A 23,613-nucleotide genomic window follows, 5' to 3' on the forward strand; every position below is an offset into this window, starting at 1 on the left:
GCACGCGCGCCTTCAGCAGCTCGTGCATCAACTTCATCATCACCTTCGGGTCGTCGTTGACGCCCTTGAGCAACACCGTCTGGCAGCCGAGCGAAACGCCGGCTCTCGACAGGCGATCCAGCGCGGCGACCGCCGCCGGAGTCAGCTCGCTCGGGTGATTGAAGTGAGTGTTCATGAAGATCGGATGGTACTTCTGTACCATCTCGCAGAACTCCGGCGTGATCCGCTCCGGCAGGTGCGAGGTAATGCGGCTTCCGATGCGGATGATCTCGATGTGCGGAATCGCGCGCAGCTGCTGGAAGAGATACTCCAGCCGCCGATCGCTCAGCATCATGGGATCGCCGCCGCTCATGATCACATCGCGAATCTCGGTGTGCTCCCTGAGGTACTGGAACGCCGAGTCGAACTGGTTGAGCGGAATCTTCTCGGGATCGCCGACTTTTCGCCGCCGCGTGCAGAACCGGCAGTACGTCGCGCAAACGGGGCTGACGAGGAAAAGAGCGCGGTCCGGGTACCGGTGAGTGATGTTCGGTACCGGAGAGTCGCCATCCTCGTCGAGCGAGTCGATGACGCCGTCCACGATGTCGAGCTCTTCCACCGTCGGGATGTACTGCTGCCACATCGGATCGCCGACTTCCTTGATGGCATCGAGCGCAGCAGGCGTGATGCGCATCTGGAAGTTGTCGAACGCCGGGCGGAGGGCTTCGACGTCGATCACGTCGCGACCGAATTTCTCCGCCAGCTTGTCAAGGGTAGCGATACTCTCTTCCCTGATGATTTTCTGCCAGTCGCTCATTCTTTTTCTGCTCCCTGGGCGGCCCGCTCTTGAAAAGCGCTGGCCTCATTGAGGAGGGTGGTTCCAAACCCCGTCCGACTGCCGGCGGGATTGGCCGCATTCGCGGCATTTGCATGGTGCGCGCCAGATGGCGCGCCGATGCGGGACTTCATGTCCAGCTCGTTCCCGACAACTGCAATGCGCGCGGCCACAGCTCGGCCGCATTGACCGCCGGATGCTCGAGCGCGATCTCACAGATCGTCCGCACGAGCGCGGCGTAATCCATCCCTGCAACTCCAGCCATTCGCGCCAGTCCGGCTGTTGGCGAGATATCCGGATTCGGATTCACCTCCAGCAGCCACGGCTGTCCCGTACGATCGATTCTGAAATCAGCGCGGCCGTAACCCTTGCCCCCGACGGCGCGCCAGGCGGAGAGAGAGATTCTCTCGAGGTCCCGCGAAAGCGCGCGGGGAAGATCGGCGGGGCACGTCGGCGCAGCTCCGAGGTCCTCGTCGCTCCCCGTGATCCACTTCGACCGATACGAGACGATCTTCCACATTCCCCGCGGCATCTCGCCGAAGTTGATCTCCGCGATGGGAAGCGACTTGTCGCCAACGATCCCGACGTTGACCTCGCGTCCGTCGACGAAGCGCTGGATCAGAACCTCGTCCCAGCGCTCGTGCATCGCCTCGATGCGGCTGGCCAGCGCGCGCGAGCTGCGAACGACCGATTTCTGCTCGATGCCAATCGATGCGTCCTCGGCCGCCGGCTTGCAGATCGCCGGGAAACCGACACTCGTGAAATCCTCGCCGCGGCGCGCCAGCGACCAGCGCGGCACCGGAAGCCCGGCGCTGTCGAGCAGGGTGTTCACGACATTCTTGTGCAGGCAGAGAGCCGTCGTTGCGCTCGAATTTCCCGAGTGCGGAATACCGAACAGCTCGAGCACCGAGATGACCATCGGCTCGAACTCGGCGACGCCGTCGATTCCTTCGCACAGGTTGAAGACGAGATCGAACTTCGCACGTCGCACCCGCTCGACCCAGCGGCCGTCGGGGTTGACGGGAACGCGCACCGCGACGTGGCTCTTGCTCCACGCGGCGATAGCGCCCTCGACCGCCTCGACTGACTCGAGGATCAAGCCGTCGGGGTTCGGTCCAAGTGCGGACATGGCATCGAACAGAATTCCGATTTTCATGTTCGCTTCTCCTCCTCTGCGCGCCAGGGCGGATTCCCTCGCGAGCCAATGCAAATGAGTCTGATCTGCTGCTCAACTCCTCACGCCGCGGCGACTTCGAAAGTGCGCGGCGAGGGATCCCACTATCTGACGATCAAGCGGTCAGTCTGTTGGATACCGATTCTTCGACAGCCGGACCATCTTGGTCGCGTGACCGCGCTGCGCGCGGGCGTGGAGCTGCCTTCGAGACGGTGTGCACTTTCTTGAGCCGGCGGCCGATCGGCACTCCCTGCCGTGTCGCGGCCAGCCTGAGGCAAGATTGAATGAGCTCGTCGTAGCTGATCCCGGCGGCGCGGGCTGCTTTCGGAAAGCATGAATTGTCGGCGGGATCGGGCAGAATTCCGGGAAGCGGATTTACCTCGACCACATTAGGCGCTCCGCCGGCATCGAGCCGGACGTCGATTCGCGACCAGTCGCGGCAGCCGAGCACACGATAAGCGTCGAGCGTGACTCGCTCGATCGCTCGCGTGAGAACCAGGTCGATCTCGGCGGGGCACTCGAACATCTCGAGCGGCCGCTCGGGGCGATCCCAGATCCATTTCGCTTCGAAGCCGTAGATCGGAAGGGCGCCCTCGGGGAGGGCAGCGAAATTCATTCCGACGATCGGCAGAACCTTCGCGGTCTTCCCGTTGCCGAGCACCGCGCAGGTGAACTCCGCGCCGGGAAGATATTCCTCGACGATCACCGGCTGGTCGTAGCTCTCGAGGAGGAATTTCACCTGGGCCTCGAGCTCGTCCGGCGTCCGGCAGAAATTCCGCTCGGTGATTCCCTTCGATGACCCTTCGTGGATGGGCTTGGCGAAGAGGGGAAGCTCGAGCGGCTCCGAGACGCGGGGAAGATCGGTCATCTCCTGAACCACGACGAAGCGCGCGGTGGGAATGTCGTGAGCCGACAGCGCCTCTTTCGTCCGGGCTTTGTCGAGGCAGAGCGAGAGAGTGAGCGGGTCGCTCCCCGAGTAGGGAATGCCGTAGAACTCGCAGATCGCGGGCACGTGTGCCTCGCGATTCACTCCGTTCCTGCCTTCGGCGATGTTGAAGACGATGTCGGGTCTGGCCTGGCGGAGCCGCTCGGGAAAATCTTCGTCGGCTTCGAGGCGGATCACTTCACCGAGGGCGGAGAGCGCTTTCGCCACGGCGTCGATCGTCTCCTTGCTGTCCCACTCGGCGAATTCGTCGGTGGCGGAGAATTCATTTTGCAGACGGGAAAGCTCCCCGTCATCCACCGTGTTCTGGTGGGCGGTCGCCTTGTTGCCGGTGAGAGCGGACTGCTCTGGCTTCTGGTTGTAGGCGAACCCGATTCGAGTCATCGGTCCCTACGAAAACGTGCGCGATGGATTCACAGTGACGAGTATAAAACAAAATGAACACGGCGCAATAATTATTCTGCGATTCAGAAAATTTTTTTCAGAGAAAATTTTTCGAGTTGGAGCCTCGGGGAAAATTGAGTGGGCTCCTTTCAATCGACGTCTCGGAGAATCAGACCTTGTGGTAGCTGATCCGAGCCGCGTCGCAGCGATCCGCCGCCTGATAAATCTCGAAGTCGGAGAAAAATCCTGGCGCTTCTCCCTGTAGAACTCTGAGAATCTCCACCGCGCACCGGCGAATCTCGAGCTCGGCGCCCTCGCTCGTGCGGAGCTCCAGCATCGTTCGCCAGGCGCGGGCGTTTCCAGTCACGACGATCTTCGTCTCGGTTGAATTCGGGAGAACTCCGCGAGCGGCCTCTCTCGCCATCTTCCTCCGGTGAATCTTGTCGCCCACCCAGGCGTAGCGCTGCATCAGAGACTCGACGAGGGCGACGTAGCTCTTCTGGGCAGCCTCCATCTGCTCGCGCCAGCGCGACTCGAGCGCCTCATCGCCGATGATCGCCGGCGGCATGACGAAGTTCGCCTCGGATTCGTCCACGTAGCGCTGCGAGAGCTGGGAGTAAGCGAACCCGGCGCGATGCCGGACGAGCTCATGTGTGAGAGACCGGCTCACTCCCTCCAGGAGGAGCGAGTAGTTCGCGTGCTCGAGCACGCTTCCGTGGCCCTGCTTCTTGATGTTCTCGAGGTATTCGCGAGTCGGCCTGCTGGCCGGATTCTTCTGGCTCATGTAGCAGAGGCGGCCGGCGAATTCGGAGAGCCGCTCTCCGTCGGTGCTCTCGCCGAGCCACTTCACGGGAAGATGATCCGGCTCCGTGAACGATGGACGGGCCAGGACGGTGACGCGGGCCTCGGAGAAGATCACGGCGCGAGAATAACCTGGATTTGCGAGGATGAATGGCAGTCGTCGTGATGAACGCACGCCGGCCGCGCGTGCGCGGTAAGCTATCCGGCTCGGTCGATGAGCGACAGCCGAGGAGTCGCGTACGCGTGATTCGCCGCGATGGCGTCGAGTGCTGCCCTCGCCTCGGCAGGCAGAGGTGGAAGCATGGGGTCGTACTTCACGTCGGTGATCGGCTTCTGTCCCGGCAACGGAATCTTGACCCCGGGATTGAGAATCCCATCGGGGTCGAAACAAACTTTCACCCGATTGAACAGCTCGATCTCCTCCTCGGGCCACGTCTCGACCAGCAGCGGCGCGCGAAGCCGTCCGTCCCCATGCTCTCCCGACAGCGTTCCTCCAAGGCGGCTCGTGAGCATCACGACATCCTCGAGGATTCCCTCTACAGTCGATCTCCAGTCGGGCTTGCTCACGTCGATCAGCGGATTGACGTGAACGTGAGCGTCCCCTGCGTGGCCGAAGATGATGCCCCTCACGCCGCGCGCGTCGAGCGCAGCTCTCACTCCCCGCACGTAATCGCCGAATTTTTCGGGCGGAACGGCACCGTCCTCGATGAACTGCATCGACTTGAGAGCCGGATCGAGCCGCGCGATGATTGGGCTCGCCGCGTGGCGCAGCTCCCAGATGCCGTGCTGCTCTCCGTGAGTGCTGGCAGTCGACACCTGAGTCGATCCCGCCAGACGAAAGATCTCCGCGATCGCTTCGGCCCGCTCGGTCGCCTCCTCCGCCGTCTCGCCCTCTACGCCGGCGAGAAGTACTGCGGCAGTTCCATCCGGCAGCGCCGTGAGCGCGGCGCGAGTCTCCGGAGAAACGTCGTCATCGCGGCCGGCGGCGGCGACATCGAGGAAGGTGCGCTCCAGAAGCTCGCATGCGGCAACGTCCGAGCTGCGTGCCTTCGACGCCGCGACGACGGCACTGTCGAGCGAGTGGAACGCGCCAAGCACTCCACGGGTCGCTCCGGGAGCCCTGGCCAGTAACAGCTCGACTCCGACGACGATCGCCAGCGTCCCTTCGCTCCCGATGAGGAGATCGATGATCTCGCCGCTCTCGGCGTAAGCGCGCAGAGCGTAGCCGGAAGAATCTTTCCGGACACCACGATGCGCGGCGTCGATCATTTTTCGACGAGAGACGATCCGCGGGTGCACTTCCTCGAGAAATCGGCTCACGCCGGCGAGCTCCGGCGGCGGAGCCTCGCCGCGAGTCAGAATCGCGCGCGATCCATCGGCAAAGACGCAGTCGAGCGCCGTGACCCACTGCCGCGTCGATCCGAATCGAAGCGAATGCGCTCCCGATGCGTTGGTGGCCACCATGCCCCCGACGGTGCAGTAGCTGCCGCTCGACGGATCCACCGGGAAGCGGAGTCCGTGCTCTGTCGCAGCGGAGTTCACCGCCGAGCGAAGCGCGCCCGGCCCGACGGCCATTCGGTTTGCGGAAACGTCCACGGGACCTATCGCATTCAGCAGACCGAGATCGACGATGACGCCGGGGCCTACCGCTCCACCTCCCATGCTCGTGCCGGATCCGCGAGGAGTGATCGGAATGCCGCGAGCGCGCGCCCAGTGTACGATCGCGACGACGTCGGCATCGTCGGCAGGGATCGCAACTGCCCTGGGCATGATGCGCTCGATTCCCGCCGCCTCGGAGTAGACTGCGCATGCGGGCGCGTCGTCGCGAAATACGCCGCGAAAATTCGTTGGAGGTACGAGGGGGGACGGTGCGGCTGTCACAGTCCGAGTGCGCTCACCCGAGGTTGGGCCTCGGAGTAATCGTAGAAACCGCGGCCGGATTTCCTGCCGAACATCCCCGCCGTGACCATCCGCTTGAGGAGTGGAGGGGGCGCGTACCTCTTCTCGCGGTACTCGTCGAACATGATCTCGGCGATCCTGTAGGTCGTGTCGAGCCCGACGAAATCGAGAAGGGTGAAGGGTCCCATCGGATGCCCCGCTCCAAGCTGCATCCCCTTGTCGATGTCATCGATCGACGCAATGCCTGCCTCCAGGGCGCGAATCGCGTCGAGCATGTAGGGGACAAGAAGGAGATTGACGACGAAGCCCGAGTTGTCCTTCGCGCGAATCGGCTCCTTTCCGAGCTGCTGCACGAAGGCAAATGCGCTTTCCATCGCCTCATCGCTGGTCGTGATAGTGCGGATCACTTCCACCAGCTTCATCTGGTGGACGGGATTGAAAAAATGAAGTCCGAGCATTTTGTCGGGCCGGCCGCAGGCCGCGGCCATGGCGGCGATCGTGAGACTCGATGTGTTCGACGCGAAGATCGTCTGCGCCGGACAGACAGAGTTCAGCTCCTTCCACAGTGTGTTCTTGAGCTGGAGATCCTCGGAGACCGCCTCGATGACGATCTCGCTCTCGCCGAGCTGCGCGACGTCGGTGGTGCAGGTGATGTTTCCTAGAGCGGCGTCGCGCGCTTCAGGCGTGACCTTGCCTTTCTCGACGCCCCTGGCCAGCGATTTCCCGATCGCCGCCAGTGCCTTTTCGCATAGCGACTCGGACACTTCGCGCATCACGGTTCTGCACCCGGCGAGCGCGGAGACCTGAGCGATACCGCTTCCCATGAGACCGCCGCCCAATACGCCAACCCGCTCGATGCGATTCACCTCAGCCTCCTGGTGCTGCCGAACTCCAGTCGATCCAAAGTCTGCTCCAATGCAAGTTGCACGCGCATAGCCAGCTCTCTATGGCGCTTGGCAACTCCGTATGCAGCCGCCGTACCGACGAGGAGAGGAATCAGCACGAGTCCGCCGACTGCGATGAATGCAACCTCAGCGAGTGTCGCCAGGCTGCCAACCGCGCCGGCGCCCATCACTCCGCCGGCGAACAGTCCGCCGCCGACTTTGAGGCGCGAGTTTCTGCTCTCCGAGAGATCGGCGTCAAGACGCACGAGAACCCGCCCGCCCTCGATTGGAACCACTGTCGCCGCGACCTGGCTCGCCCGACATAGATGGTAGCCGCGGCCGCTGATGTTGAATCCCCGCTGAAGCACTCCAAGCCATCCCGGCCTCGGCTCCCATGTGACCCGGTCAGGAAATCGGCGCTGCACCTGCATGCACTCGTCGCGCTGCATCCAGCTGTCGAGCGACGCGAGAACCTCCGCTGGCGTGCCGCGCACAGCACGCGACGCGGTGGTAACGGCTGGTCCGGTGATGCTCGAGAGAAGCGCCTGATCCTCCGGCACGGCGATACGCGAGCGCTCTTCCGCCAGGGCCTGAGTGAGCGTCGTGGAGCTGATTCCGACTTCCTTGCCGATCTCGATGAGCTGCGATTCGCTGAGGTTCTCCTCGCCGTCGTCGCTGCCGCTCGTTGCCTGGAGCTCAGCCGCGCGCGCGAGCACCCGCTCGATCGTCACGCGGTCGAGCGGGACCTGCCTTACCGGAAGCTGGGAGGGATCGTCGGCCATGTCTGGTAAGATAAACGCGCACCATGGGACTAGCGTCGATCCAATCCAAGCATCTGTGAGCTGGCCACAGAAACACAGAAACACAGAAAAAGTGCGTGATCATGGGAACAGCACCCGATTTCCGAAATCCTGCGTGGCCGTCGCGTTGTAGTTCCACCAAGAAAATAGAGACCTTCAGTGGCGAAGGTCTCTGAGTGGTGCCGAGGTGGCTGGGTGTCTTCTGTGCTTCTGTGGTTCTGTGGCCAGCTCACAGGTCCACGGACGCCGACGACGCTGCCCCGGCCTGGGAATCAGATACCTCCAAGGACAACGTCCAGCTGTCTCTGGATCGCGTCGCGGATTGGCTCGGGCAATGGGAACACGGTAGCAAGCGTTCCCGCATTCCGATTGGCCGATTGCACGTAGTACCGTGCGTACCCGTTCGCGAGCTCTGGCGCGATTTTCTGCAGCAGCATTGCACCGGCCCGTACCGCTCCGTTCGCGATGTAACGATCCGCGACACCCAGCCGCCGGTCGGTTGGAGTGACGTTGTCGTTGACCGCAGTCCCGACGAGAGAGCTCACGACCTCGTGGGCCAGAACGTAGATCGCTTCGTTCGCGTCTGACGACCGCTGCGGGAACGTGATGGCCGTCGCATTCTGTCGCTTTCCGGCAGACAGCGTTCTTCCCTCGCCGTTGAGCGGAAGCGAGAGGTAGATCTCGCCGGCTGTCTGACTCGTGTTGGTCAGAAAATTCTGGAAGCGGGCACGATACGTGTTCTGCCAGAGACTGCTGACCGCTGTGAAAACGGCGCCCAGCTCACGCTGCTGCTGGTCCCAGTAGCTCCGATAGAACCTGCTGTCTTCGTCGCGCAGGGACTGGACGAAGAGCCGGGCCCAGTCACGGTCTGCGGCATTCGGAAAGTAGCCGGCGAGAAGAGCGATCGTCTCCATTGTCTCCCGGTCCGAAGCGGCTCGCGGATTACCGTCGGCTCGATGAAACACATCCACGGCGCGCGCGATGTCATCGAACGAATCGAAATACAGCGCGAGGAACTGCGCGTTGACGAGACCTGAGTTGATCGACATGCGGCTTTTCAGTCGCGCGTTATTGGCGTCGAGCTGCGTCACGATGTTCGACCGGCTCTTGAGCGCGGCCATCTGCGTACGATAGCCACGCCGGAAATAGGGAACGAGCGTGGTATCGTCCGTGATCATCGCAAAACCGTGCAGCCAGAGGTCGAGGTGCTCGCGCGTCTTGATCGCCCACGGCTCTGCGGGATTCACCGGGTTCTGCCCCACGCCTCCGGACGTCGTGGGATCGCCCGTTGTCGTCCCCGCTGTAGCGCAGCCGGCGATCAGCGCAACAATCGCCAGCGAGGTCACGATCCAGCCTTTTGATCTCTGCATTGATGTTGTCTCCGGTTATCTCGCGTGCGCGGCGCTTGCGCCCGCTGTCCCGCGAGGTCTACGCTGTCGCTTCGACTACGAGCGCGATTCCCTGGCCGCCGCCGATGCAGGCGCTGCCAAGTCCATAGCGCTTTCCCTGAGAGCGAAGCGTATGCAGTAGATGGGCCGTGATCCTCGCTCCGGACGCGGCAAGCGGGTGGCTGAGGGCTATCGCGCCCCCCGCGGTGTTGAGCTTTTCGCGCGGAATCCGCAGCTCGCGCTCCACGGCGCAGGCCTGGGGCGCAAAAGCCTCGTTCACCTCAACGAGATCCATGTCGTCCAGCGTGAGGCCCGCACGCGACAGGGCGATCTTCGCTGCCGGAACGGGCCCAATCCCCATCACGGCCGGGTCGACTCCGGCGATACCCCACGAGACGAGACGGCCGAGCGTCTTGAGCTCCCGCTCCTTCACGAACTTCTCGCCCGCGACGATCATCGCACCTGCGCCGTCGCCGATTCCCGATGCGTTCCCGGCGGTTACCACGCCCGTGTCACGGAAGACCGGCTTGAGGCGACCCAATCCCTCGAGCGACGTGTCCGGACGCATGTGCTCATCGCGCGCGAAGATCTCCATTTTCCGAGTCTTCGAATTCCTCACGTCGATCGGGACCACCTCGTCGGCAAATGCGCCACTGGCCCAGGCTTCGCCGGCCAGCTGCTGTGATCGCAGCGCGAATTCGTCGACGCATTCACGCGACAGCTCGTACCGCTCAGCGAGATTCTCGGCGGTCTCTCCCATGGCAAGATTCACGTACGTATCGCGCAGGGCTTCCCAGAGCGAATCCTCGAGTGGAGCAGACTTGCCGAGCGGAACTCCCCAGCGGATGCCCCGAATGACGTGTGGCGCCTGCGACATCGAGTCCGCGCCACCAACCAGACATACTCGCGCATCCCCGAGAAGAATGTCTTCTGCTCCGTTCACGACCGCCTGAAACCCGGATCCGCAGAGGCGGTTGACCGTAAGCGCGGGCGTTTCCGTGCGGCAGCCGGATTTCAGTGAGACGTGCCGCGAGAAGTAGATCGAGTCGGCCGCGGTGTAGAGGACGTTGCCGAATGTCGTGGAGTCCACATCGGCTGCGTCGATTCCTGCGCGCTCGATCGCTGCTCGCGCTGCGTGCGCAGTGAATTCAACCACGGGGACGTCGCGAAGACTGCCGCCGTACGTCCCGAAGGGAGTGCGCACGGCGGAGAGGAAGAAAATGTCCCGGCCGGAGTTCTGTGTCGTCATGGTAGTGCTCGAAGCGGCGCGGCGGTCAGTCGCTCCGGTGCGCTAAGCGACGCTTCGTCCGCAGGTGACGCAAAACTTCCAGCCCTTCTCGAGCTCGCCCCCGCAGGCGGGGCAACGAGAAACCGAAAGATTGTTTCCGCAGCTCGGGCAGTAGATCACGGTGCGTCCCTCGGGAAGCGTTCCCCCGCAGAAAGGGCAGCCCTCGGGCACCGCGACGTCGCCAAGCGACGGGATTCCGGCAGGGGCCTGACCTGTTTCGCCGGCGTCGGCTGCGAGCGGTGCGGCGGAAAGCGGAAATGTTGCGCTGAACCCCGCGGGCGTTGGCGTTCCCGATACTGCCGCGCCCGACGCAACAGCTCCAACAGCCGGAGCCGCGACGCTCGGCGCCGGCGGTGACGGCCGGGCCGGCGCTGCCGAACCTGTCGCTGTCGCAGCTACTGGAGTCTCGGCCGTCGGCACGGTGAGCGCTCGAATACGCCTCAGCGCTTCGGGGGCGAGAGAGACTTTCGCTCCGGCAAATTCGCGAAACGCGCCGGTGTCGAAATGAGGCGATGCGAGCTCGGTCTCGAGCTTGTCACGCATCTCCGGGTCGGCCTGCAGATAGTCGCGCTCGCCCGACAACAGACGCGTGACCGCTATCTCGTAATCCTGATTCGTCTCGATTCCCAGCTCACGCCGATGATGGCGGTAGGGGATGAGCGTCTCGTAAAGCTCCTGAACGGTAAAGGGAAGTGTCAGGTATTCGGGGTGTCGGTGGCGAATGTTGCTCACCAGCCGATGGAAAACGCGATCTAGGTCGTCCATGCTCTCGGGCTCGGCTTGAATGTTCCGGCTTCAGGAAAGGGAGCAGTCTCGCGCAGCGCCTTTTTCTTGATTTGCTGCGACTCCATCCACCCGTTGAACCCGGAGACTCGAAGTCCCCCGGAGCTCGTCTGAGTCGCCGCCGCGCGCATTGCGATGTAATTGGCGTATTCGTTCTGCGGCTGGCCGGCATGGCCCCGCACCCACTGCCACTGACACTCGTGAGCGCTCACGAGGTCCACGGCTTCACGCCACAATTCGAGGTTTTCGATAGCGCCACCCTTGCGCCGCCATCCGCGCGCAATCCATCCGGGCACCCAGAGACTCATTCCTTCGACGATGTACTTGGAGTCGCTGGTGAAGACGACGCGAAACGGCTTGTTGCGCTTGCTCAGCTCGCGAAAGGGCTCGATCACGGAGCGGAGCGCCATGCGGTTGTTCGTTGTGACCGGCTCCGACATCCAATAGTCCCAGCGGCGCAGCTCGCCCGACGCGGGATGAATCCACTCGATCAATCCGCCCGCGCCGCCGGGATTGCTGCCCTCGCGTCCGTTCCCGATGCACGATTCGTCGGCGTAAATGGCAACCAGTGCCGGCTCCGTCATCGAACCACCTCGATCCGCTCCATCTCGTCCAGATACAGCGTCATTTCCTCGCCCGTTGTCGGGTGGATGGAGTCCATTGCCTCGCGTGAGCCCTCGCTCCACAGCCGCTTGGGAATCACAACGTACTCGGTGCCACGACGAAACACGGAGATGCGCCTGCCGTGCGTGATCGCGCCCTCGAGCGCGTCGTACTGCCTGTGGGTCAGTTGCTTCATGTCTTCTCCGACAGCCAATCCCGCGCCACACGAGTCAGCACACTGGTTGCCTTCTCGATCTCTTCGATGGGAACGAACTCCTCCGCGGCGTGCGCCAGACTGATGTCACCGGGCCCGAAGCAGATCGCCGGAATGCCCGCGGCATTCAGTATCGCCGCATCGGTCCACGCGCTCATTCCCTCGATGCGTGACTCCAAGCCTTCCGCCTCCACCGCGCGCCTGAGGAGCGCTACTACCGGCGCGTCGACGCTGACATCACTCGGCAATTGCGCTTCAATCAATCTAACCGCCGCGCGAAGGTCCGGTCGCTTCGCTCGCACTCGCTCGCACGCGGCACCCAGCTCAGCGAGTACATCGTCGTCTGTTTCACCGGGTAGCGTGCGGCGCTCGATCACCACGACGCAACGCTCCGGGTAAGTGGAGAGACCGCTGCCGCCCTCGATGGACGAAGCATGCAGCGAGCCTCTGCCGAGTAGCGGATGCGTGGTTCGGGGAAGCACCGTCGCCTCGACTTCGTCGAGCTCCGCCAGAACGAGGGCCGCGTGGCGTATCGCGTCCACTCCGATGTCGTATCGGCTTCCATGTGCCGCCCGGCCTGTGAGCTCGAGCTCTGCCCACACGAATCCGCGATGTGCTGGACAGATCGCCAGCCTCGTCGGCTCCGTGAGAATGGCCAGCTCCGCTCTCACGCCGCTCTCGACGAGCCGCCGCATGCCGAGACTCGCGTACTCCTCGTCGGCGACTGCGGCGATCAGGATCTGGCGATTGGGCGCTTCGCCAGCCTCGTCCAGTGCGAGCGTGGCAGCGGCACACATCGCGGATATCCCAGCTTTCATGTCGGCAGAGCCGCGCCCGAAGATTCGACCTTCATGTATATCACCGTCGAACGGAGCGTGTGTCATCCCGTCGACGCCCACGACATCGAGATGCCCCGCGAACATCATTGCCGGCGTGCCCGGACGTCCTACTCTCGCGATGAGATTGGGTCGTCCCGGAGCGGCTTCGGGCAGCTCGACAGAGAAGCCCCAATCGCCAAGGATGTCCGCGAGCTTACGCGCTATCGCGGATTCCCCGGGTGCGCCGGGGACGAGTGAAGGATTTCGCGAGTCAATGCGGGTGAGCGCCTGCGTGAGCGCCACCGGATCGGCGCGCGGCACGCCTGTCGAGCCGGCGCCCTTCGCGCGGGACACCCGGCGCTACCTGCGCTTCGCCTTTTTGGAGGCGCTCTTTTTTGCGGCCGGCTTCTTCTTCGGCGAAGTTTTCGAAGCTGTCCTTCCAGGAGCCGCCTTCTTCGCGGCCGGTTTCTTTGCGGCCGGTTTCTTTGCGGCCGGTTTCCTTGCGGCCGGTTTCCTTGCGGCGCCTTTCGGTTTCGCCGCTGACTTCTTTGATGCAGGTTTCGACGCGACACGAGCTGGGGCGTGCGGCGGCTTATGTGCCACTTTTGGCGTTGGGCGGTATGAGGCCGGGGCGCTCCTGGCAGCAGGCTGGAGGGAGGACTTTGCCGGCGGATGGACCGCGGCCGCCGGCTTTCGCTTCGGCATCGCGGATTCGACTTCCCGAATCAGCTTATCGGCTTCCTCCTGCGTCATCTGCCCGCGGCGTACCATATACTGTACGAGATCGCGTGCGCTCTCGATCACGAATCCACTGAGTCCGGCTGCGGCATTGATGACATCCTTCATCGCAGCTGCCATTTTGCTGCCGGCCTCGAGACTGATCTCGTGAGCTTTGGCAGCCATTTCGGCGACAGTGTCCTTTACGTCGGCTCCGCGATGCCCGGGGCTTCGCCTTGGCGGGACCGGCGGGGTTACGGGCGCTGCTGGGGCTCCGGCGGCGGGAGTTGGCTCGGACGCTTTTTGTGTCTCAGCCATTACACACTCCTAATGGTATGCGGTCGGCGAACCAGCGACGAACGATGACGCCATTGGCGCACTAGGACGCCCTTAGGCGACCGTGGGCGGGAACGGCGCTAAGTATATGATTTTCCGTAACTAAAGCAAGTAAGGGAGGCGTGGGAACTGACGTGTGGCCTTCTTGCCTATTTCATCCAAATATAACGCCAGTAACCGACCATGAATACGACATCATAATGAGACGTCCGCTCAATGGCCTACGGGTCCTCGACTTGTCCCGAGTCCTCGCCGGCCCGCTCTGCACCATGACCCTCGGCGATATGGGCGCGAACGTCATCAAGATCGAGAAACCGGGCACCGGAGACGCGACACGCGGGTGGGGGCCGCCCTTCGACGACCGTGGCGAGAGCGCCTATTACCTCTCCGTCAACCGAAACAAGATGAGCGCGGCGGCCGATCTCGACGCTCCCGCCGATCGCGAAATGGTCTTCGATCTCATCAGCGAGGCCGACGTAGTGGTCGACAACTTTCGCCCGGGCGCGCTCGAGCGCCGGGGCATCTTCCCCGAACAACTGCTCCCAAAGCATGAGAAGCTCATCTGGTGCACGATCTCCGGGTTCGGGCCCGGGAGCGACAGGGCGGGATACGATCTCGTCGTCCAGGCTGAAAGTGGGTGGATGTCCATCACGGGAGACCCCGATGGCGAGCCAACGCGGGTGGGGGTTGCGCTCGCCGACATCATCGCCGGCAAGGACGCGGCGATCGCGATTCTCGCCGCTCTGGCGTGCCGCGCGAGAGACACAGTCGACCGACGCATTTTCATCTCGCTCGCACACAGCGCGACAGCGGCGCTGATCAACGTCGCACAGAACTCCCTCGTGACCGGCAAGGATGCGACGCGGTGGGGAAACCAGCATCCCAACCTCGTTCCGTATCAGCCATTCCGCGCTGCTGATCGCTCGCTGATTATCGCCGTCGGCACAGACGCTCAATGGAGTGAATGCGCCACTGCCCTCGGCCTCGATGACCTTGCGAGCGATCCGGCGCTCAGAACCAACGCCGGCCGAATCACTGCGCGGCGCAGAATAGTCGACGCGATGTCGAATCGCCTCGCCGAGCGACCCGCGGGCGAATGGATGACGCTGCTGGGTGGACGAGGCGTCCCGTGCGGGCTCGTCAATTCTGTACTCGAGGCGCTCTCGCTCGTGGAAGCATCGCCGCTTAGCGGAATCGCCCCGAGTGTGCCCGGCGACGTGCGGCTTCCTCCTCCGCGACTGAATGAGCACGGAGCGCAGATACGCCGGCACGGGTGGAGTGTGTTCGAAACATGACTTCGCAGACCTATCCGCCGGATGCCTGACACGTTACACTAGCGTTGTGACCACGCTGGAACCGGGAACTCCTCCCGTTGACCAGGTCGATGCCGACCAGGAGATAATCGGCCGGGTGCTCGCCGGCTCCAAGGACGCATTTGGGATTCTGATCGCGCGCTACAGCGATCCGCTCTACCGGCACGCGCTCGGCATGACGGGAAGTCCTGACGTCGCCGAAGACATTCTTCAGGCCTCTTTCATCAAGGCCTACCAGCACCTCAGCGAAGTGCGCGGCCGATTCGATGCGTGGGTGTTTCGAATCGTCGCCAACTCCTGCAAGGACTGGCTCAAGAACATCCGGCGGACCCACCTCAGCTACGATGAGGACGATCAGCCTTCCGCATATTCGACGCCGGAAGAGGAGATGGATCGGAACGAGCTCAGGACCGATCTCGAGAACGCTCTACAACGTCTGCCTCCCTCACTTCGTGAGGCCTTCGTAATGAAGCACGTCGAGGGACGCTCGTACGAGGAGATGGCGGTATTGCTCGAGACGACCGTAGGCGCGCTCAAGATGCGCGTGCATCGTGCTCGCGAGGCACTTCAAGCTTTGCTGGAGGAGAAGTACGCATGAGCGCTGATAACCCGGGCGCCACGCCCGAGAAGAAGGAACATCGGAGGACCCCTCCGGCCACTCCAGCCGTCCAGGCGTGGCTCGACGGTGAGGCGGGCAGAGATGGGCTGGCGAGCGCCGACGAGCAGGAAACGGCGGCTTTCTGGACGAAGGTCAACGACGAGGCGGAGCTGCTGCGGCGCCGAAAGACCCCCATTCACGTCCAGCAGAAGATTCTCGGCTCCCTGCCGGCCGAGCCCGCAAAACCGCCGGCTCGCGCGGGGTCGGGCTCGGTGATTCTCACCCCGACTGTTGCGATCGCGCTGGGCGCGGTACTCGTCGCTCTCGGAGCCGCGATTGGAGTTTTGTTCATTGCCCCCTGACGGCGGGCGGCTTGTTTCGCCAGTTTCCTGCCCCGACTTGTGTTTGCCGTCAGCGGCCTGCGGTTTGCACTCGTTATTGCGTTCAGGACGGCCACTCAGCTTACCTCGATGGAGGAGACAATGAAGCTCAGGATTCTGGTTGTAACCGCCGGTTGCCTGCTGCTACCGGTGATGGCAGCTGCCCAGGACACGACCACCACGAAAACCGACACAACCACGGTAATAAAACAGCTCGACGCAAACCAAGCTCCGCCCACCACCATCGATACCAGCGGGCCGGACACGCCCACCGGTACTGAATGCCCGAAAGGCTGCCCGACTTCCAAAGGCGCCGCGGGTCTGACCGGAGTTCAGTTCCTCGCTCTGCAGCAGGAGCTGAGAGATCGTGGCTGCGGCGTCAGAGGCGTCACCGGCCGGCTCGACGGACAGACTCGATCTGCGATACGCACATGCGCACAACGTCTCAACGTCGCGAACAACGCGCGCGCTGTGCTCATCGCGATGAATATCGGGTTCGGCGACACAGACATCCCGGCGACAGAGTAACGAAGCGCTAAATCCGGAGCTCGAGCTGATCTGAGGGGACTGCCTCCAGAACATCGGAGGCGTCCCCTTCGTCATCTTCGACGCGCGACGACGCGGGGAGCCCGTACTTCGCGCAAAGGTTTCCGAAGAAAACCGAAAGTCCCGCGCGGTAGCGGTCGCCCGCCTGATACCCGTAGGCGTACGTATTCCGGTATCGCTCGGCGAGGTGCGGAAATTCCTGCTCGATAAAGGGCAGGTAGCGCTTTCTCGCCGCCGACTGAAGTCGCAGCGCGCACGCACCGACGTACGTCGCGCCCGCCTCTGCGACTCGCTTCACTAGAGCCTCCAGATCCGAAGGGTTGTCAGTGATTCCCGGAAGAACCGGCATGCAGTTGATGCCTGTGTCGATTCCGGCTTCGCGCAAGCGCGCGAGCGCACGCAAGCGTGCTTCAGGTGTCGGTGCGCGCGGCTCGAGCCGACGCGCGAGGTCGCGGTTCAGGGTGATGAGCGAGATGTGAACGCTCAGGTCCGAGATCCTTGCTATGCGCGAAAGGACGTCGATGTCCCGAGTGATCAAGGGGCTCTTCGAGATTATTACGACCGTCAGCCCCGGATGCTCGGCGAGCACCTCGAGAATTCTTCGCGTTACACGGAAGCGCCGTTCCGCCGGCTGGTAAGGATCCGTTGCCGTGCCAATGATGATCGCTTCGCCATCGAGGAGAGCGAGATGCTTGTCGCTTCCATGTCGCAGCGTTCGGCTGAGAATTTCCGGAGCGTTGTGCTTTACGAAGATGTTGCGCTCGAACGCGAGCCATGGCGGGAGCTCGGCGAACGCTTCGCCGAGCGCGGCGCCCATCCTGTCGTCGTCGGCAGCGCGCTCCATCACGTAGCGGTGTGCGTAACGGGCGTAGCAATACGCGCATCCGAAAGCGCAGCCTACGTACGGGTTGATGGACCAATAACCCATGCCGGTGACCTCCGGCCCGTTGAGAATGCTCTTCGCCGGTGATCCATAGTATCTGATGTCCTTCTGCACGCCGACCACCGGGAGAAGGCGCGCGTCTCTCTCGAACGCGTCACCGAACAGTCCGGCCTGTGCGAGCCGCCGCCCCCTGGTCGCCTTCTTTCGCCGCCCCGCCATACCCGAATATAACCCGAAACCAATCCAAGACGCGAGGGATGAAGCTATTTTCCCCGCGTGACTGAGCTTTTATCGGACATCGCAATACAGCGAGAGCTGGGATCTCTGAGCGGCTGGGCACGGCGGGGCGGTGCCATCGTCAAGACTTACCAGTTCAAGACTTTCCCCGAGGGTATCGCTTTCATCGGGCGGGTGGCTGATCAGGCCGAAGCGGCGAACCACCACCCGGACATCGACATTCGCTACACGAAGATCATCTGCTCGCTGAGCACACACGACTCAGGCGGAGTCACGCAGAAGGATTTGGATCTTGCGCGGTCGATGGACTCAGTACTAGAGGACAACTGAGAAAAGCTTCGCCACAGAGACTCAGAGCACTCAGAGAAAGCTTTTTGGGGGAACTGTTCACGCCGCTCGGGACTCAATCGCGACACTGAGTTCAATCCAAAGAAAAGAAGAACGCCGCCATCGATGCTGATGCGGCGTTCCGTCTTTCTCTGTGTTCTCTGTGTCTCTGTGGCAAGGCTTTTCTGTTTCTAGCTCCTTCTTCCTCCGAGTACTCTCAGAATTCCAAGGAAGAGGTTGAGCAGATCGAGGTAGATCTGCACTGCGGCGCCAACGTACTCATCCGGTCCGTAAACATTGCGGATGCGCCACGTATCGAAGACCAGGAGTCCGCTGAATACCAGGACAGTGATGCCCGCAAGCCACAGGTCCATCGCCGGATTGCGGAAGAAAAGATTCAGCAGCGACGTGCCGATCAGCACCCAGAGCCCCACCATGAAGAAGCTTCCCCACGCGCTGAAGTCGCGACGCGAGATGAACGCGTAAGCGGTGAGCGTGCCGAAGGCGCCGATCGTGAGCATCGCTGCCTGGGTGATGAGGCCCGGCTGCGTGCGCCCATACACATAAAGAATCGGCGAGATGTAGACTCCGGCTACCACAGTGAAGAGAAGCACGAAGCCGATGTTGGCCGGAAATACTTTCTGGACCATCATTGCGCCGATGAGGGGCGCGATGAAGCAGGCCAGCGATATCCACGGATGTGCGGCAACCGCTTGCAGCAGGGCGGGCTGTGACAGAGCGAAGGTCGCGCTGGCGATCGTTGCGAGAACGCCGACGAAAACGAGTGCGTACGTTCTGCGGACGAGCGTTGCGCGCTCGGCCCCTGTGCGTACGAGAACCCCCGCGGGGAATGAAACTCCCATCTGATGGCTCCGATTTTGAAATGACTGGCGCGGCTCGATTTCCGTGCGCCTCATACTACACCGAAGCACTCGGAGAGGTCTAGCTACTCGGTCTAATCCGGTTTCCGCAGAGCGGTAGTACCGTCCCGAGGAGTCCTTCCGGCAATAGCGCCCGCCTGAATCCGCTGGATCATGGCCGGCAAGTCGCTGATCTGATGGAGATACAGAGTCGGCCTGTACGGGGCGAGCTGATGCCTGGTGAATGGGCCCCACAACGCCGCAATCGTTGTCACGCCGGCGGCGTTACCGGACGCGATGTCATGCGGAGAGTCGCCCACGAATACTGCTTCGTGGGGCTCGTACCCCAGCTCGTCGAGCGCCATTCGCACCGGAAAAGGATCCGGCTTGTGGATGGCGCACGAGTCACAGCCGATGGTAGTCGTCATGTACACGTCGATGCCGGTGTGACGAAGTCCGCGCTCCATCATCTCGTTGCTCTTGCTTGTCACAACGCCGATCGGATGCCCCCAGTTGTAAAGCTGCTCCAGTGTTTCGATCACCCCGTCGTACGGCGTTGTGAGATGATCGTGGTGCTCGCGCTGATAGCTGCGGTATCGGTTCACGAGCGACGCAGCATCCTCGTCCGAATCCACGAACGGCCTCAGCTGCTCGGCCAGCGGAGTTCCAATCCCGGCGATCCATTCCTCCTCGGTGGGTGCGCGTCCTTCACGCTCCGCGAAAGTGTGTTTCACCGAGGCGAGCAGAAGTCCGATGGAGTCGATGAGCGTTCCATCGAGGTCGAACAGCACGGCATAGCGGCGGTCAGCTGTCATTCAGGCAACCTAACTGTCGAGCAATTCCGGCAGGAGTGGCGACGCCCACCACCCCCCACGATATTAGGAAGACTATGGCCACCGTCCGTCCCGCACTTCATACGAACACCCCGCGCCCGGCGTTCGCACGCCTTCTCGAGGAAACCGGCACTGTAGACCAGGTCGGAATCGAGGAGCGCGTCGCTAAGTTCGCCACGCGCAGCATCAAGAAAAAATCCAAGGTGTGGGGACTGACCACCGCCGTATCGATGGTGGATCTGACGACGCTCGAAGGGAAGGACACGCCCGGCAAGGTGCGTTCCCTGTGCCAGAAGGCGCGCCGTCCCAGCGACGACCCCGAAGTGCCGCCCGTAGCGGCGGTCTGTATCTATCCATTTCTGGTCAAGCACGCTCGCAAATGGCTGGCCGACACGCCGATAAAAGTCGCATCCGTTGCAACATCGTTTCCTTCGGGCCAGAGTCCTCTGCGGCTGCGCCTGGCCGAAGTGAAGCAGGCAGTGAGCGACGGCGCAGATGAAGTGGACATGGTGATAAACCGCGGGCTGTTCCTCGCCGGAGAATTCAATGCCGTGCAGGACGAGATCGCGGCGGTGGTCGAAGCGTGCGGCGACGCAACCCTCAAAGTCATACTCGAGGTCAGCGAGCTCGAGAGCTATGACAACATCCGCGCTGCGTCGTTCATCGCCATGCGTGTGATTCGTGAGGGCGATTTTATCAAGACGAGCACGGGTAAGGCGTCCGGTGCCGCGACGCTGGCCAATACGCAGGTCATGATCGAGGCTATTCGCGATCACTATCTCGCGACAGGCGTGGCGATCGGAATGAAGCCGGCCGGCGGCATCCGCAATGCCAAGCAGGCGCTTCACTATCTGGTCGCCGTGAAAGAGACACTTGGCGACACCTGGCTGAACTCCAGCCGGTATCGCTTTGGCGCGAGCTCGCTGCTCAACGACCTGCTGCGGCAGATCGCGAAGGAAAAAACGGGAGCATACCAGGCGCCGTACTACTTCACTGAAGCGGCGGAGAGTTACTGATGCCAACTGACAAAACCAAAACTCGCTCTCGGCTTTCCGCTGAAGCGAAACGCGGCGGAGCGACGGCTGGAAATGGCGCGGGCGGGATCCGCAGCCCGCTTATCGCCTCAGGCCGCGTTGGCTCCGTCCCTCAGCTCATCTTCGGAGATCTCTGGGAGTACGACCCCGCACCCGAGTCTGCCGATCCGAAAATCAAGCCTCGCTACGATTTGTTCATCGGCGGCAAATTCGTCGCGCCCAAGTCCGGCAGGTATTTCGACTCGATTGATCCCGCGACCGAGAAAGTTCTCTCGAGCGTACCGATGGCAAATGGGGACGACGTGGACGCGGCGTATCAGGCGGCGCAGAAAGCGTACGACTCGGTGTGGCGGAAGATGCCGGGACGCGAGCGCGGGAAGTACATCTATAGAATTGCGCGTCTGATTCAGGATCGCGCGCGCGAGTTTGCTGTTGCCGAAACGATGGACGGTGGGAAGCCGATCAAGGAGTCGCGCGACTTCGACGTCCCCATGGCGGCCGCTCATTTCTTCTATCACGCGGGATGGGCGGACAAGCTTCAGTACGCGATTCCCGGCGCCGCCGCGCACCCACTCGGCGTGGTCGGCCAGGTGATTCCGTGGAACTTCCCGCTGTTGATGCTCGCGTGGAAGATTGCGCCCGCTCTGGCGACGGGAAACTGCGTCGTGCTCAAGCCCGCCGAAACCACGTCGGTCACGGCGTTCAAGTTCGCGGAGCTTTTGCAAGAGGCCGATCTGCCCCCGGGGGTCGTGAACTTCGTCAGCGGCGCCGGCGAGACGGGCGCGGCGGTGATGGCGCATCCGCTTGCCGCGAAAGTTGCCTTCACCGGCTCGACCGAAGTCGGCAAGCGCATCATGCGGCAGGTCGCGGGTACGGACAAGAAGATGACAATGGAGCTTGGCGGGAAGGCTGCCAACATTGTCTTCGACGACTCGCCCGTCGATCAGGCGGTTGAAGGAGTAGTGAACGGAATCTTCTTCAATCAGGGTCACGTTTGCTGCGCGGGGTCGCGCCTTCTCGTGCAGGAATCGCTGTACGAAGTGTTCGTGAAAAAGCTCAAGGACCGCATCGATGTTCTGCGCGTCGGGAATCCGCTCGACAAGAACACCGACATCGGCGCGATCAACTCGCGCCAGCAGCTCGACAAGATCACCGAGCTCGTGGAGTGCGGAGTGACCGAGGGTGCGTCGATGTATCAGCCGTCGGCATGCCGTCTGCCGACCGCAGGATTCTGGTTCAAGCCGACCGTGTTCACTGGTGTGACCCAGAGCCATCGCATCGCGCAGGAGGAGATCTTCGGCCCCGTTTTGAGCGTGCTGACATTCCGAACCCTTGAGGAAGCCGTCGAGAAAGCGAACAACACGATGTACGGGCTGTCTGCCGGTGTGTGGACCGACAAGGGCTCGCGCATTCTCAAGATGAGCACCGAGCTCAAGGCCGGTGTGGTGTGGGCGAACACATTCAACAAGTTCGATCCTTCGTCGCCGTTCGGCGGGTACAAGGAGAGCGGGTTCGGGCGTGAGGGTGGTCGCCAGGGACTGCTCGATTACGTGAAGCTCACATGAATCGACTGCCGATAACCAAGACGCCCAAGGTTTACGTCGGCGGTGCGTTCATTCGCTCCGAGAGCGGGCGCACGTTTCCCATCTACGAGGGAAAGGGGACCGACAAGTTCTTCGCCAATGTTCCACAATGTACGCGCAAGGACGTAAGGAACGCCGTCGAGGCCGCCGCCAAAGCGGGCCCCGACTGGGCGAAGCGCACCCCATACAATCGCGGCCAGATCATCTACCGCCTGGGTGAGATGATCGAGAGCAGGAGCGATGAGATGGCGGCGGCGATCACACGCTCGGAGGGCTCGTCGAAGCGAGACGCGGAGAAGGAAGTTGCCGCGACTGTCGACCGGCTGATCTACTACGCGGGCTGGGCGGACAAGTACGAGCAGGTGCTTGGCAACACGAATCCCGTGTCGGGGCCATTCTTCAACTTCACTGTGGCCGAGCCGATGGGAATCGTCGGGGTAATTGCGGGGGATCGCGATCCTTTGTTCGGGTTGATGAGTCAGATTGCGCCTGTGATCGTGAGCGGCAATGTCGTCGTCGCTCTCGCTTCCGAGACACAGCCGTATCCGGCAATCGTGCTCGGCGAGATGCTGGCGACTTCGGATCTTCCGGGCGGGGTCGTCAATCTGCTTACGGGTTATCGACGCGAGCTCGTACCGACGTTCGCGTCGCACACCCACCTGCGCGGGGTGAGTGCCGTCGTCGGTCCCGATGAAAGGAAGGAGCTGAAGCTCGGCGCAGCCGACAGCGTGAAGCGCGTCCGGACGCGGCAAGCCGAGGAAGATGTCGACTGGTACTCGGAGAAGAGCCAGGGAGTCTATGAGATTCGCGACTTCGTCGAATTCAAGACGACCTGGCATCCCATCGGAGTGTAGCCGCAGCGGTGCGGCATGGTAATGCCCTTTCGGGCGTCCTCGACTCTCCAACGTCTGACCTAAAGATTAGGCTGCGGGCTCTTTGCAGTCTTTGCTGCAACCTCCAAACAACGTGAGGGCAGCCATCTGTGCTGGAGGCAACGGCTTGAACGAGTGGGTCGCTCCTGAGAGTCGCAGAAAGAAACTATGTAGGCCTGGTGGCGAACGAGTGCACGAGCCGCCACCGTAGACACTTCACCTTCCTCACGAGAAGAGTCTATGCCTACGATGACGACCCGCACATCTGCCCCGACGTTACTCCTCGCCCTCGATCTCGGCA

At 62.5% G+C, this 23,613-nt stretch carries 25 protein-coding genes; 8 read left to right on the plus strand and 17 right to left on the minus strand.

Annotation, left to right across the window (positions count from 1 at the left end):
* From VES88_11515 to VES88_11580, 14 genes are all read right to left on the minus strand, one after another.
* A partial coding sequence (locus VES88_11515) for a KamA family radical SAM protein (GenBank protein HYN82123.1) occupies positions 1-796 on the minus strand: 796 nt, incomplete at its 3' end.
* A 148-nt stretch (positions 797-944) separates the two neighbouring features.
* Positions 945-1,970 (minus strand): hypothetical protein, encoded by a 1,026-nt coding sequence (locus VES88_11520; protein ID HYN82124.1) that lies wholly within the window; start codon positions 1,968-1,970, stop codon positions 945-947.
* A 133-nt stretch (positions 1,971-2,103) separates the two neighbouring features.
* Positions 2,104-3,315, minus strand: a complete 1,212-nt coding sequence (locus VES88_11525; protein HYN82125.1) for a hypothetical protein — start codon at positions 3,313-3,315, stop codon at positions 2,104-2,106.
* Positions 3,316-3,484: 169 nt separating this feature from the next.
* On the minus strand, positions 3,485-4,234 hold the full coding sequence (gene thyX, locus VES88_11530; protein HYN82126.1) for an FAD-dependent thymidylate synthase: 750 nt from the start codon (positions 4,232-4,234) through the stop codon (positions 3,485-3,487).
* Between the two features lie 80 nt (positions 4,235-4,314).
* Positions 4,315-5,997, minus strand: a complete 1,683-nt coding sequence (locus tag VES88_11535) for an FAD-binding oxidoreductase (GenBank protein ID HYN82127.1) — start codon at positions 5,995-5,997, stop codon at positions 4,315-4,317.
* Positions 5,994-6,881, minus strand: coding sequence for a 3-hydroxybutyryl-CoA dehydrogenase (locus tag VES88_11540; GenBank protein HYN82128.1), 888 nt, complete (start codon positions 6,879-6,881; stop codon positions 5,994-5,996). Before VES88_11540 ends, VES88_11535 begins: the two co-directional genes overlap by 4 nt.
* Complete coding sequence (locus VES88_11545) at positions 6,878-7,681, minus strand: hypothetical protein (GenBank protein ID HYN82129.1); 804 nt, start codon at positions 7,679-7,681, stop codon at positions 6,878-6,880. Before VES88_11545 ends, VES88_11540 begins: the two co-directional genes overlap by 4 nt.
* Positions 7,682-7,971: 290 nt before the next feature.
* Positions 7,972-9,069 carry a hypothetical protein gene (locus VES88_11550; GenBank protein HYN82130.1) on the minus strand — a complete coding sequence of 366 codons (1,098 nt, stop codon included), beginning with the start codon at positions 9,067-9,069 and terminating at the stop codon, positions 7,972-7,974.
* 58 nt (positions 9,070-9,127) lie between these two features.
* Positions 9,128-10,336, minus strand: a complete 1,209-nt coding sequence (locus VES88_11555) for an acetyl-CoA C-acyltransferase (GenBank protein ID HYN82131.1) — start codon at positions 10,334-10,336, stop codon at positions 9,128-9,130.
* Between the two features lie 42 nt (positions 10,337-10,378).
* Positions 10,379-11,140, minus strand: coding sequence for a zinc ribbon domain-containing protein (locus tag VES88_11560; GenBank protein HYN82132.1), 762 nt, complete (start codon positions 11,138-11,140; stop codon positions 10,379-10,381).
* Positions 11,128-11,742 carry a ribonuclease H gene (locus VES88_11565; protein HYN82133.1) on the minus strand — a complete coding sequence of 205 codons (615 nt, stop codon included), beginning with the start codon at positions 11,740-11,742 and terminating at the stop codon, positions 11,128-11,130. The genes VES88_11560 and VES88_11565 overlap by 13 nt, the downstream gene beginning before the upstream one ends.
* A complete protein-coding gene (locus VES88_11570; GenBank protein ID HYN82134.1) occupies positions 11,739-11,957 on the minus strand; it encodes a hypothetical protein in 219 nt (72 codons plus the stop codon). The genes VES88_11565 and VES88_11570 overlap by 4 nt, the downstream gene beginning before the upstream one ends.
* Positions 11,954-13,147, minus strand: coding sequence for an ArgE/DapE family deacylase (locus VES88_11575; GenBank protein HYN82135.1), 1,194 nt, complete (start codon positions 13,145-13,147; stop codon positions 11,954-11,956). Before VES88_11575 ends, VES88_11570 begins: the two co-directional genes overlap by 4 nt.
* A 6-nt stretch (positions 13,148-13,153) precedes the next feature.
* Positions 13,154-13,828: a hypothetical protein gene (locus tag VES88_11580; protein ID HYN82136.1), complete on the minus strand. Its 675-nt coding sequence runs from the start codon at positions 13,826-13,828 to the stop codon at positions 13,154-13,156.
* Between the two features lie 218 nt (positions 13,829-14,046).
* Here VES88_11580 and VES88_11585 point away from each other — a divergent pair, with 218 nt between their 5' ends.
* The 4 genes from VES88_11585 to VES88_11600 all read left to right on the plus strand — a co-directional run bounded on the left by VES88_11585 (position 14,047) and on the right by VES88_11600 (position 16,665).
* Positions 14,047-15,141, plus strand: coding sequence for a CoA transferase (locus VES88_11585; GenBank protein HYN82137.1), 1,095 nt, complete (start codon positions 14,047-14,049; stop codon positions 15,139-15,141).
* 46 nt (positions 15,142-15,187) lie between these two features.
* A complete protein-coding gene (locus tag VES88_11590) occupies positions 15,188-15,757 on the plus strand; it encodes a sigma-70 family RNA polymerase sigma factor (GenBank protein ID HYN82138.1) in 570 nt (189 codons plus the stop codon).
* Complete coding sequence (locus VES88_11595) at positions 15,754-16,119, plus strand: hypothetical protein (protein HYN82139.1); 366 nt, start codon at positions 15,754-15,756, stop codon at positions 16,117-16,119. Before VES88_11590 ends, VES88_11595 begins: the two co-directional genes overlap by 4 nt.
* Positions 16,120-16,239: 120 nt before the next feature.
* Positions 16,240-16,665 carry a hypothetical protein gene (locus tag VES88_11600; protein ID HYN82140.1) on the plus strand — a complete coding sequence of 142 codons (426 nt, stop codon included), beginning with the start codon at positions 16,240-16,242 and terminating at the stop codon, positions 16,663-16,665.
* 7 nt (positions 16,666-16,672) lie between these two features.
* On the opposite strand, the gene VES88_11605 is transcribed toward VES88_11600, so the two are convergent.
* Positions 16,673-17,785: a radical SAM protein gene (locus tag VES88_11605; GenBank protein ID HYN82141.1), complete on the minus strand. Its 1,113-nt coding sequence runs from the start codon at positions 17,783-17,785 to the stop codon at positions 16,673-16,675.
* Between the two features lie 57 nt (positions 17,786-17,842).
* On the opposite strand from VES88_11605, the gene VES88_11610 reads away from it, so the two are divergent.
* A complete protein-coding gene (locus VES88_11610) occupies positions 17,843-18,133 on the plus strand; it encodes a 4a-hydroxytetrahydrobiopterin dehydratase (GenBank protein HYN82142.1) in 291 nt (96 codons plus the stop codon).
* A 188-nt stretch (positions 18,134-18,321) separates the two neighbouring features.
* Here VES88_11610 and VES88_11615 read toward each other — a convergent pair whose 3' ends face one another.
* Positions 18,322-18,993, minus strand: coding sequence for a Bax inhibitor-1 family protein (locus VES88_11615; protein ID HYN82143.1), 672 nt, complete (start codon positions 18,991-18,993; stop codon positions 18,322-18,324).
* 92 nt (positions 18,994-19,085) lie between these two features.
* On the minus strand, positions 19,086-19,805 hold the full coding sequence (locus VES88_11620; GenBank protein HYN82144.1) for an HAD-IA family hydrolase: 720 nt from the start codon (positions 19,803-19,805) through the stop codon (positions 19,086-19,088).
* Positions 19,806-19,879: 74 nt separating this feature from the next.
* Here VES88_11620 and deoC point away from each other — a divergent pair, with 74 nt between their 5' ends.
* Genes deoC through VES88_11635 form a run of 3 tightly spaced genes read left to right on the plus strand, consistent with a single transcriptional unit; the run spans position 19,880 to position 23,294 of the window.
* Entirely contained in the window at positions 19,880-20,839 is a 960-nt protein-coding gene (deoC, locus tag VES88_11625; protein HYN82145.1) for a deoxyribose-phosphate aldolase, read from the plus strand.
* Positions 20,839-22,422, plus strand: a complete 1,584-nt coding sequence (locus tag VES88_11630; protein HYN82146.1) for an aldehyde dehydrogenase family protein — start codon at positions 20,839-20,841, stop codon at positions 22,420-22,422. Before deoC ends, VES88_11630 begins: the two co-directional genes overlap by 1 nt.
* Positions 22,419-23,294 (plus strand): aldehyde dehydrogenase family protein, encoded by an 876-nt coding sequence (locus VES88_11635; protein HYN82147.1) that lies wholly within the window; start codon positions 22,419-22,421, stop codon positions 23,292-23,294. Before VES88_11630 ends, VES88_11635 begins: the two co-directional genes overlap by 4 nt.
* Positions 23,295-23,613: the final 319 nt, after the last annotated feature.

This window comes from Gemmatimonadaceae bacterium (genome assembly GCA_035633115.1).
Taxonomy (GTDB): domain Bacteria; phylum Gemmatimonadota; class Gemmatimonadetes; order Gemmatimonadales; family Gemmatimonadaceae; genus UBA4720.

Coding starts and splice junctions, on each gene's coding strand:
- VES88_11520 (HYN82124.1), bottom strand. CDS start 1,970: ATGAAAATCGGAATTCTGTTCGATGCCATGTCCGCACTTGGACCGAAC.
- VES88_11525 (HYN82125.1), bottom strand. CDS start 3,315: ATGACTCGAATCGGGTTCGCCTACAACCAGAAGCCAGAGCAGTCCGCT.
- VES88_11545 (HYN82129.1), bottom strand. CDS start 7,681: ATGGCCGACGATCCCTCCCAGCTTCCGGTAAGGCAGGTCCCGCTCGAC.
- VES88_11550 (HYN82130.1), bottom strand. CDS start 9,069: ATGCAGAGATCAAAAGGCTGGATCGTGACCTCGCTGGCGATTGTTGCG.
- VES88_11555 (HYN82131.1), bottom strand. CDS start 10,336: ATGACGACACAGAACTCCGGCCGGGACATTTTCTTCCTCTCCGCCGTG.
- VES88_11560 (HYN82132.1), bottom strand. CDS start 11,140: ATGGACGACCTAGATCGCGTTTTCCATCGGCTGGTGAGCAACATTCGC.
- VES88_11565 (HYN82133.1), bottom strand. CDS start 11,742: ATGACGGAGCCGGCACTGGTTGCCATTTACGCCGACGAATCGTGCATC.
- VES88_11570 (HYN82134.1), bottom strand. CDS start 11,957: ATGAAGCAACTGACCCACAGGCAGTACGACGCGCTCGAGGGCGCGATC.
- VES88_11580 (HYN82136.1), bottom strand. CDS start 13,828: ATGGCTGAGACACAAAAAGCGTCCGAGCCAACTCCCGCCGCCGGAGCC.
- VES88_11585 (HYN82137.1), top strand. CDS start 14,047: ATGAGACGTCCGCTCAATGGCCTACGGGTCCTCGACTTGTCCCGAGTC.
- VES88_11595 (HYN82139.1), top strand. CDS start 15,754: ATGAGCGCTGATAACCCGGGCGCCACGCCCGAGAAGAAGGAACATCGG.
- VES88_11600 (HYN82140.1), top strand. CDS start 16,240: ATGAAGCTCAGGATTCTGGTTGTAACCGCCGGTTGCCTGCTGCTACCG.
- VES88_11605 (HYN82141.1), bottom strand. CDS start 17,785: ATGGCGGGGCGGCGAAAGAAGGCGACCAGGGGGCGGCGGCTCGCACAG.
- VES88_11615 (HYN82143.1), bottom strand. CDS start 18,993: ATGGGAGTTTCATTCCCCGCGGGGGTTCTCGTACGCACAGGGGCCGAG.
- VES88_11620 (HYN82144.1), bottom strand. CDS start 19,805: ATGACAGCTGACCGCCGCTATGCCGTGCTGTTCGACCTCGATGGAACG.
- deoC (HYN82145.1), top strand. CDS start 19,880: ATGGCCACCGTCCGTCCCGCACTTCATACGAACACCCCGCGCCCGGCG.
- VES88_11630 (HYN82146.1), top strand. CDS start 20,839: ATGCCAACTGACAAAACCAAAACTCGCTCTCGGCTTTCCGCTGAAGCG.
- VES88_11635 (HYN82147.1), top strand. CDS start 22,419: ATGAATCGACTGCCGATAACCAAGACGCCCAAGGTTTACGTCGGCGGT.